Origin of the sequence: Hymenobacter edaphi (assembly GCF_003258365.1) — a bacterium.
GTDB lineage: Bacteria > Bacteroidota > Bacteroidia > Cytophagales > Hymenobacteraceae > Solirubrum > Solirubrum edaphi.
Genome location: NZ_QHKM01000014.1, coordinates 85,246 through 94,476, shown reverse-complemented (window position 1 = coordinate 94,476; position 9,231 = coordinate 85,246). Strand labels below are relative to the sequence as shown.

8 protein-coding genes are annotated in these 9,231 nt (G+C 63.7%); 5 read left to right on the top strand and 3 right to left on the bottom strand.

Annotation, left to right across the window (positions count from 1 at the left end; translation table 11 throughout):
• The 3 genes from DLM85_RS23880 to DLM85_RS23870 all read right to left on the bottom strand — a co-directional run.
• Positions 1-604, bottom strand: a 604-nt coding sequence (locus DLM85_RS23880; protein ID WP_481249167.1) for a catalase family protein, incomplete at its 3' end; no start/stop codon positions are given.
• A gap of 98 nt (positions 605-702) precedes the next feature.
• Complete coding sequence (locus DLM85_RS23875; RefSeq protein ID WP_111480706.1) at positions 703-3,288, bottom strand: toprim domain-containing protein; 2,586 nt, start codon at positions 3,286-3,288, stop codon at positions 703-705.
• A gap of 84 nt (positions 3,289-3,372) precedes the next feature.
• Positions 3,373-3,759: a hypothetical protein gene (locus DLM85_RS23870; RefSeq protein WP_133257252.1), complete on the bottom strand. Its 387-nt coding sequence runs from the start codon at positions 3,757-3,759 to the stop codon at positions 3,373-3,375.
• A 272-nt stretch (positions 3,760-4,031) separates the two neighbouring features.
• On the opposite strand from DLM85_RS23870, the gene DLM85_RS23865 reads away from it, so the two are divergent.
• The 5 genes from DLM85_RS23865 to DLM85_RS23845 are packed head-to-tail and all read left to right on the top strand — an operon-like array spanning position 4,032 to position 9,207.
• Positions 4,032-4,691 carry a hypothetical protein gene (locus DLM85_RS23865; RefSeq protein WP_165822285.1) on the top strand — a complete coding sequence of 220 codons (660 nt, stop codon included), beginning with the start codon at positions 4,032-4,034 and terminating at the stop codon, positions 4,689-4,691.
• A 57-nt stretch (positions 4,692-4,748) separates the two neighbouring features.
• A complete protein-coding gene (locus DLM85_RS23860; RefSeq protein ID WP_133257250.1) occupies positions 4,749-5,168 on the top strand; it encodes a hypothetical protein in 420 nt (139 codons plus the stop codon).
• 7 nt (positions 5,169-5,175) lie between these two features.
• A complete protein-coding gene (locus tag DLM85_RS23855; RefSeq protein ID WP_133257249.1) occupies positions 5,176-5,502 on the top strand; it encodes a hypothetical protein in 327 nt (108 codons plus the stop codon).
• On the top strand, positions 5,471-8,086 hold the full coding sequence (locus DLM85_RS23850) for a TraG/VirB4 family ATPase (RefSeq protein WP_111480701.1): 2,616 nt from the start codon (positions 5,471-5,473) through the stop codon (positions 8,084-8,086). The genes DLM85_RS23855 and DLM85_RS23850 overlap by 32 nt, the downstream gene beginning before the upstream one ends.
• Positions 8,083-9,207 carry a conjugal transfer protein TraG N-terminal domain-containing protein gene (locus DLM85_RS23845; protein WP_111480700.1) on the top strand — a complete coding sequence of 375 codons (1,125 nt, stop codon included), beginning with the start codon at positions 8,083-8,085 and terminating at the stop codon, positions 9,205-9,207. The genes DLM85_RS23850 and DLM85_RS23845 overlap by 4 nt, the downstream gene beginning before the upstream one ends.
• The last annotated feature ends 24 nt before the right edge of the window (positions 9,208-9,231 follow it).

The window sequence follows — 9,231 nt, the reverse complement described above, 5'->3', positions numbered from 1 at the left end:
GGTGGTTGTGAGGGTGGGGCGGCACCACCAGCGGAATTTCCTTCTTAATACCCACGGCATCAAGGGCTTGATTCACCAGCGTGCCGGCCTCGGTCAGGAGCGTGGTGACCACCTCCGGGGCATGGATAAACACTTTTTCCTGGCGCAGCTGCATGTCGTGGTAGCTCTTGATGTCGCCGGTCGGAATGATGGTGTCGTTGACCAGCAGGAAGTCCTGGGTGACTTCGCCGGCCTGGTCGGGCAGAAACTTCCGGCCTTCCACACCGATGATTTTCACGGCCATGCCCTTTACCGCCGATTGGGTATCGGAGTCGATGGAGCCGGGGGCCGACGACAAGCGGATAATGACCGGGTACACTCGGAGCTGCCGGAACATGCCTTGGGCCAGGTGCGCGGGCAGGTTGGGGTAGACGTGCAGCTCACCGCGCAGAATCCCGTGGCTTTTGGCGTGGGCGTCACGGATGGCGTGGCGGTGCTTCTCGAACATGAAGCGGTTGACCCGGGCCATCGACTCAACGGTTTCGTCGATAAGCTGCTGCTCGTTGGGTTGAATTTCTTCCACTCCGGAATCGAAGCGGACGTAGGCGGTAGTGGGAAGGGACATAAACCGGGAGTTAAGTGGCTATGCCTTACCATACGCGCCGTATTGCCGTTTGGGATTGGTGCCCTGCTAAAGTGTGGGAGCGACTTTACTTCATGGGTTCACCGCTCCAATTCTTGCGTGGCTTGTTTGCTCACCTGGCTCTGATGAGCGGCCTGCTGCCGCTCGGCCTGGTCGCTGCCGTGCTCCAGCATGCGGTTGCCAGGTTGCTGGGCCACGGCATCCAGCGCCTGGCTTATCTGGGCTATTTCGGGCTGGTCGGTGCGGTACGATACCTTCATTTCGGAGTGGCGCACGCCTTGCTCGTCGACGGTGCTCTGCAGCTCGCCGGCTTTGGCGCCGCTGGCGGTAATAGCTGCCTGCACGGCCTCCGCTTGGCCCCGCTCACCCGCGGCGGTAACTGGCTCGTCTACCCGGATAATTACCTGCTTCTCCCTCCCGGCGGGGCCGGCGCTGACTTCTTGCTTGCCGGCCGCGCTGGCCTCCGCACCGGGCTTGGCGGTCACGTCCAGGCTACGGTCCCGGTTATGGGGCTGAATGGTCGCGGCTTCGGCGGCTAGCTGGCGGGCGCTGCGGTCAGCTTCGGGCTCGATTACGCGCACGCCGGCATATTGCTCCTTCCCAGCCTCGGCGCGGGCATTGGTGTTGGTGACGATGGCATGGATGATGGCAATGTCGGGCTGGTCGTTGCGGTAGCGCATGTCGAACTCCGCTCGGCGGATGCCCTGCTCATCAACCGTGCTGCGCACTTCGCTGGTCCGCATGGAATAGCCGGAGTTATCCAGAATGGCTTTCCAGGCCTCGGCGCGGCCGGTAGAGTTGGGCTCCAGCTTATCAATTTTCCACGTCGCCGTCCTCACCTCGGTGGGCGTAGCGGCCGGCAAGCTCACAGCGACGGCAGCTGCCTCAAAGCGGGCCTGGTCGCGCAATTCCTGCCGTTCGGCTTCATCGACTTTGCGGCCGGCCGGCGGGGGATTGTCGTGGATGTACTCTTTCAGCAGCACTAGGCCGGCATCCCGAGCGTGCACGAACTGCGCGGTGTGCTCGGCTGCTTCCTGCTCGGTGCGGTAGGAGCGGGTGGGGCGCTGCAGCTCCTCGGTCGTTGCCGCTCCCAGCACCGCCTGGTTAAAGCGTTTATCGTCCCGTGCACGCTCCTGCTGCGCTTCGGGGCTGCTCTCCCGCTGACGCTGCGCCTCCCGCTCCAGGGCCCGCTGCTCGCGCTCCTGGTGCTGAGCTTCGGCCAGCCGCTGCTGGCGCTCCGATTCGCGTTGCTGCTCTTCACGCTGGGCGGCAGCGCGGATTTGTTCGGCACCCAGCCCCTGGTTGGTGTACTCCAGCTCCTTGTTGAAGTCTTTGGCCAATGGGTAGTCCACCCGCAGAAAGCCCTCCTGCTGACGCTCGGCTTCGGGTCGCAGCTGCTCGCGCTGCCGGTAGAGTTCCTGAGCCACCACTTCCAGCTGGGCGGTGTCGGCGCGGGCTACGGTCAGGCGCACGATGGTGGCCTGCTCGGTGCTGCGTTGCACCTCGACCGCCAGCGAAGGGCCGTCCTGTTGCGTCTGGTTTATTCTTTCTACCCGCTCGCTGAGCTGTTGTACCTGGCCGGCGCCCTGTTCGGCCGAGTCGTGGTGAAAGGTCACCTTCAAGCTGGTGTGGTACTTGTCGCTGGTGGCGTGCCATTCCACCGGCCTGGAGGCCTCGCGGTAAGCTTCCTGCTCGGCTACGGGCACCATCGGCCGGGCCGACTGCAACTCGTTGAGGTAGTTGATGTTGAACTGCCGGCCGCCGGCGTCGCGGTCGTTGGCCAGCACCACCTCCCGGGGCTGCTGCTTGTCGATGACGCGCTGAATCAGGGCTACCTGCGCCTCGGTGGGTGTGCCGCTGGTGGCAATGTAGAGCGTGTTCTTGGGGTCCTGCCCGTGCCTGAGCTGAAAATGGGACAGGGAGTCGATGGCTGATTCGCTCACCACCACGCGTTCCACCGGCGTATCCTTCCCATCGGTAGGGTGGGACACCCAAATGCCGTTCTTGGGCAGCGGCAGCAGGCTTTTGTAGTGCTCGTTCTTCTGCTCCACACTGGCCAGCCCGTGCTCGTTGTAGAGCGGAAAGGCTATGTTCTTGTGTTCGTTCTGCTGCGCGGTGAAGATGCGCCCCTGAAACGCGGGGCTATCCAGCGTTTCGTCGGTAATGCCGCGCCCGTGCAGGTAGCTGCGGTCGGTCAACTCTTTTTTTACGCCCAGCACCTCGGATATCAGGCGGGTGCGGCGCTCCTCCTCGGCTTGCCGGGCCTGCTCCGGGTCGCCTACGGGCAGGATGCTCAGGCGCGCAGCATCCGGCGGGGTGGCGTACTGAGTCGGGTACTGGCGGGCGGGAGCGGGGGCACCGTCGAGGTATTCGCGCAGCTGCTGGCGCACCTGGCCCAGGTTCAGGCCATGGCCGTTGCCGCCCCGGGTTTTGGCAAAGTCGATGATGGAGCCCGCGTCGCGGTCGTCGCCGGTATTCAGGTACACTTGGTGGTCGCCCTTGCGGGTGACGATGACGTGCTCGTCGTCTTTTACCAGGTGATGCCAGTCGCCGCGGCGGCTTTCCTTCTTGATGGTGTAGCCCTGGCGCTGGGCGTAGTCAACCAGGTCAATGTCGCGCTTGAATCGGTCGAGCTCGGTGGGGTCGTTTTCCCGGGGTGCGTTCATGGGGTGGGCTGGGGGAGTGGAGCCGGACAGCTCCAACTCCGCTCCGCACCCAAACCGGGCCCGAGGGGGAAAGCTATCCGAGGATTAGGTCGTCGGCGGTGGGCTGCCGGCCCGCTGCGCGGCCGCGTCGAAGAAGGCCAGGTGCTCGCGGAATTGTGCTAAGAGTTCAGCGCTGCCAAACACGTACTGGTTGGCGCCGCTGCCGATGTCGATGCGCACGATTTCCGTGGGCACGCCCAGGGCCCGCAGCACGCGCTGCACCAACCGCGGTTCATCGCGCTTAAGCTTGCCGTTCTTCAGGTTCACGACGTTGGTATAAGTCAGGCCATGCTGGGCACAAAAAGAGGTTAAATCGCCCTGGGCAATGGCTTTGAGGCGGAACTGGACGTAGCGCAGGCACTCGCTGTAGGGCGCGGATAGGCTTAAATCAGGAAACCCCAAAGGGGCGGAAACGTGGTCGGAGGGTACCATGCGAAAGGGGCTCACTGCTGGGGGCAGTGGGGGTGAAGTATCGGAGAGATACCCCAAAGGACGCATATCGGGCTTAGAAGCCGCACTGCCTTCGTGGAAAAACTCAAATCTTCTACCGGCTAGCCTACCAAAAATGGCAGCTAGCTGAACCTGTATTCGCTAGTAGCCGCATCATACGACTAAACATTTTTTATGTTTTCACTAACTTTTTACTAACACTATAACGCGTCCTGCCGTAAGGGGGCGGTATGCGTTCTGGTATACTCTTGTTGGTGGTTGTTCTGGCCCTGGCCGCGCTGGCGGCGCTGCTGTGGTGGCGGTTCAAGGGCAGCGGCCTGCCGGCGGTCCCGGCTGCAACGGCCAGCCGCAACCACCATTCCCTGCGCACTTTCCACTACGCGCCCGCCGGCGCTACCCCGAAAGCCGCGGTGCCAACCGAAGTCGCTGCACCCAATGCGGCGCTGGCAAGCCTGCTGCCTCCGGAAGACCTCGAAGCCCAGGAGTCAGGCCAACCACCGGAAGAAGCAATCCCCGCGGCCGAGGCGGCCATCGACCAAGAAGCTGCTCCGGCTGAAGAGCCGGAGGCTACCCCTGGGCCACCAACCGACGAAGCGCCGCGGCCGGCTTCGATTCGCCATGCGGCCGGCGCCGTCGCCGTGCTGCTGGATGCGGTGGACGAAGTACCGCTACCCGACCCTGCTCCATCCCAACCCGCGTCAGCCCCGGATGAAGAGCCGGCCGAAGCGCTGTTTCACAACCCCCTCACCGCGCCGGCCCCCACGGCCAACGACCAGGCCAACCGCGCCGCCGAAATCGCCCTGCGCCAGCAGCGGCGGGCCCGCATGGGCAAGGACGCGGCCGCGCAGCGCGCCGCCCTCAATGACCTGTTCCCCGGCGCCGGCAGCCCGGTGCCCACCACCAAACCCTCCTAACTGCCACACCTGCTTTTCGGGGAGATAAGCGCCCTGTTTCCATCCATCCTTCTCTCTATGCTAACCAACCTTCTTTCCCGAGCCCGTACCCACGCCGCAACGGCAACTGAAACGATGCACACGCTGGCCGCGGCCGGCCGAACCTACCAGCCTTCCCAAGCCGAGCAGCGCGTAGCGGCCCTGCTCACCACCCTGGCCCTGGCTACCAGCCCGGCCCGCGCCCAGTTGGGCGGCGGGGGCGCCGCGGCGGCGCTCGAAGGCGTGCAGGAAACCGTCGTGGGCATCGTGCAGGTCATTTTCGCCATCGTGCTCATCGTGGGCCTGATTCGGGTGGTGATGAAGTTCGTGCAGGGCGCGCCCGACGCGCTGGGCTCGTTGGGCTGGCTCGTGGGCGGCGTGATTCTCTGGTTCGGCTTCCAACTGTTCAAGGACGATTTGGTCAGCGCCGTGGGCGGTGGCGATGGAGGCGTACGCTAACCTCACCATGCGCTCCTACAAATCCATTGAGCGGCCTGCGCAGGTGCTGGGCATGAACATCCAGGACTTGGGCATTATGGTCGGCCTCTTCATCGGCTCGGTGCTGCTGCTCGGTTTTCTGGGCATGGCCATCAAGATTCCGCGCCTAGTGTACCTGCTCGTCGTCCTCGTCGAGCTGGGTCTGATTCTGGGCCTGCGCTACCTGAGCAAGCGGCAGGCGCCCGGCTTTCTGATGGGCTGGCTCTCCTTCACCTTCATCCAGCCCCGCCGCTTAGCGGTGGGGCCCCTTCCCACCCCCAACCATGACCAAAAAGCCCAAAACGGCCGCGTTTAACGCCGTCATGCCGGTGCACAGCTTCGAGGGCGACAAGGTGGTTTTCAAGGACGGCCGCGTCGCGGTGGGCTTCCGTGTGGAGCCCGCCGAGATGGAGAGCTGGACCGCCGACGACTACGAGGCCTTCCAGACCGCGCTGGTGGGCGTGCTCCGGCCCCTGCCGGTGGGCACCATCGTGCAGAAAACCGACATCTACTACGACCGGCCCTACCGCGAGGACAAAACGCAGCAGACCTACTTCGAAAACAAGATGAACAAGCACTTCTTCGAGCGGCTGGTGCTGTTCCAGAAGTCCTACCTGTTCCTCTCCTTCGCCCCGGTGGCCGTCAAGTCGCCCAAGACCAACGCGGTGAATGCCCTGGTGGCCCGCGCCGGCGAAGCGGTGCTCAAAAACCCGTTTGCCCAGCTCGTGCACACGCTCGAAGCCGCCGAAAGCGGCGCCGTGGAATTCATCCAGGGCATCAAGAACCTGGGCGGTGTCACCTTCGAGCGCCTGCCCAGCGCGGAGATTCACCAGATCTACCTGCAGTACTTCAACCTCAACTTCGACGGCCAGCCCACCCGGCAGGAGCGCGAAATTGGCAACGACCTGGGCACCTTCAGCGTGGGCGAGCAGAAAGTAAACGTGCTATCGATGGTAGGGCAGGGCTCGGATGCCTACCCGGCCGTGCGCAACAGCTACGGGGTGACGGCGCCGATGCTCTACCCGCTCACCCACATCCTGCAGTGCCCCCACGTGCTCACCCAGGCCCTGCTGATTCAGGATACCCGCGCCGAGCTCAGCTCGCTGGATACCGACCGCAAGCTCAACGCCTCGCTCTCGTTTCTGGCCACTCAGGATAACCACCTGCGGGCCGCCGAAGTCGAGGAGTTCACGGCCGAGGTGCGGGCCGAAAACAAACAGATTGTGGGCCTGCACCTCTCGTGCGTGCTCTGGGACACCAACGACACCAGCCGGCGCGAGAACGTGGAGCGGGCCACCGCGGCCTTTCGCTACATGTTCGGCACGGAAAGCGTGGTCGAAAGCTACCTGGCCCTGCCCGTGTTCTTCGGTTTGCTGCCCGGCAACGCCTGGCAGGTGCCCGACCGCTGGCTGACGAGCACCGCCGACCGCGGCTCCTGCTACACCCACTGGACGGCCACTTACAAAACCGACCCGGTGGGGGAGTACCTGACCGACCGGTTCCGTAACCTGGTGCAGGTAAACCTCTTCAACACGGCCCTGGACAACCAGAATGCCATTGTTATCGGCCCCTCGGGCTCGGGCAAGAGCTACACCTTCGGCAACCTGATTGTGCAGCGCTTCGAAAAGGGCGCCCGGCAAATCATCATGGACGTGGGCGGCACCTACCGCAACGTGCTGCAGTCGCTCAACGGGGAGGACTTCGATAATACCTACTTCGAGTACGACCCGCAGCGCCCCATCGAATTTAACCCCTTCGTGGTGCCACGCGACGCGGCGGGCAAGTGGCTCTACAACGACGAGAAAACCAACTTTCACCTGGCCCTGCTGGCCGCGCTCTGGAAGGGGGGCAAGGACACGGCCCTGGATAAGTCGGAGCGCACCATTCTCTCGCGCTTTCTGATTGAGTACTACGCCTGCCTCAACGAGAGCCCGCGCCTGAACCAGAAGGACGAGGAGTTTCCCGGCATGGAAAGCTTCTACCGCTTCGTGGAGGGCTACGACCAGGAAATGCAGAAGTCGGTGGCCGTGCCGGGGGAGGGCGTAGAGCCCGACCCGCTGGATGGCGCCCGCCGGCAGTACCAGAAAAACCTGAAGTACATCGACATGCACCAGTTCTTCCTGGTGCTGGGCCAGTACATAACCGGCGGCCGCTACGAGCGGGTGCTCAACGCCAAGCGCGACGTGGATTTGTCGGAGTACCGGCTCATCTGCTTTGACCTGGCCAAGGTGCAGGCCGACCCCGACCTCTACCCGGTGGTGGCCATGCTCATCACCGAACTGAGCCTGGATTTGTTCCGCAAGTTTCCCGACGACATCAAGTACATCGCCCTGGACGAGGCCTGGACCATGCTTTCGGGCGTGCTCTCCGAGTTCATCGAGTCGATGTACCGCACCATCCGCAAAACCAACGGCTCGGTCACCATCATCACCCAGGGCATCACCGAGATTACCAGCAGCAAAATCGGGCCGGCCATCATCAACAACTCGGCCACCAAGATTATCCTGCGCCACGTCAACCCCGACTCGCTGGCGCAGCTGCAGGCCCCGCTGGGCCTGACCGGCCACGAGATGGATTTGATTAAGTCGGTGCGCTCCACCGAGGCCCTGCGCGAGTTTTTCATCAAGCAGGGCGCCAAGGGGAAAGTATTTGCGCTGGAGGCCTCGCCGCAGCTCGATGCCATCCTGACCTCCAAGCCCGTGGAGCGCAACCACCTCAACAAGCTGGTCAAGTTCTACCAGCAGACTCAGCAGCGGCCCCGCACCGACAAAAACGGCCACGTGCTGCTCAACGCCGAGGGGCAGATTGAGTACGAGCCCGTGCGGGTGCAGCGCCTGGACTACGCCGTCGACCAGTTCGTGGAAGATAAACAGGCCCGGAAAGGGGCCCTGGCGAAATGAGCATGTTCGCGATGGTAGCCTACGGCATCGACCCGGGCTTTCTGCGGGCCTGCGACCAGACCCTGCAGGTGGTGCTCACGGCCTGCCGCTTCATCACCCCCTCGCTGATGGGCATCGCCCTGCTCTACACCATCGGGCGGGGCTTTATCTCCGGTAGCGGCCTGGCCATGGACTGGGGGCCGATTATCAAGGCTACCTGGATATTCTTCCTGCTCTTCTTCTACCAGACGCTGGTGGACACGCTGGGCACGGGCATTGCGGCCTTTACGGCGCTGTTTACCACAAACCAGTCAGCAGCCGAGGCGCTACGCGACCTGACCACCCCGCCGGCCGTGGCAGCGGCGGCCCGCAACGATTCCATGGGCATTGGCGACATCGTCTCGGGCGCGTCGGCACTGATGACCAGCATTTCGGAAACGCTGTCCACGTTCACGTTTTCGGGGCTGATGACCCGGGTGTTTACGGCCACCACGGTGCTCATCATCCGCAAAATCATGACGTTCATCCAGCAGTTCATCCTGGGTTTTCTGTACGTCTGCGGCCCGATTGCCATGACCCTGTCGGTCGTGCCTTCCTTCGGTCAGCTGGCCATGAAGTGGCTGCAGAACTTCCTGGCGGTGCAGATGTGGGGGCTGACGTTCGTGCTGCTCGACACGCTCTACAAGTTCTACGCAGAGTCGGCCCGCGCCCCCGGGGGGCTGTTTGGCAACATCGTGAATGGGCCCCAGCAGTCGGTCGATGACCAGATGTTTATGCTCACATCCGTGGCCTTCGTGCTGCTCTACGTGATGGTGCCTTACCTCACCTCGATGTTCATCGGCTCCTCGGCCGCGCAAGGCTTTATCGGGTCCATGACCGGCATGGGCGTTGGCGCGGCCACGGCTGCCGCCGGCGTCGTGGCCCCCGGTGGGGGCGGCTTATCGAGTGCCGTTGGCCGCGCCCTGGGGAACGGGGGCGGCGGTGGGGGAGGTGGCGGTAGTGCCGCCGTCCCAAGCAGTAGCGCAGCCGCCAGTAGCGAAGCCCCCAGCGCTTCCGCTTCCTCCGGTCTGCCGGTCATCACGATGTCCGACGCCCTGAACCCATCCTACCGGCAACGCGCCTCCGGCATCTGGACCAAATAGCTCTTTCCACCCAACCTGTCACGC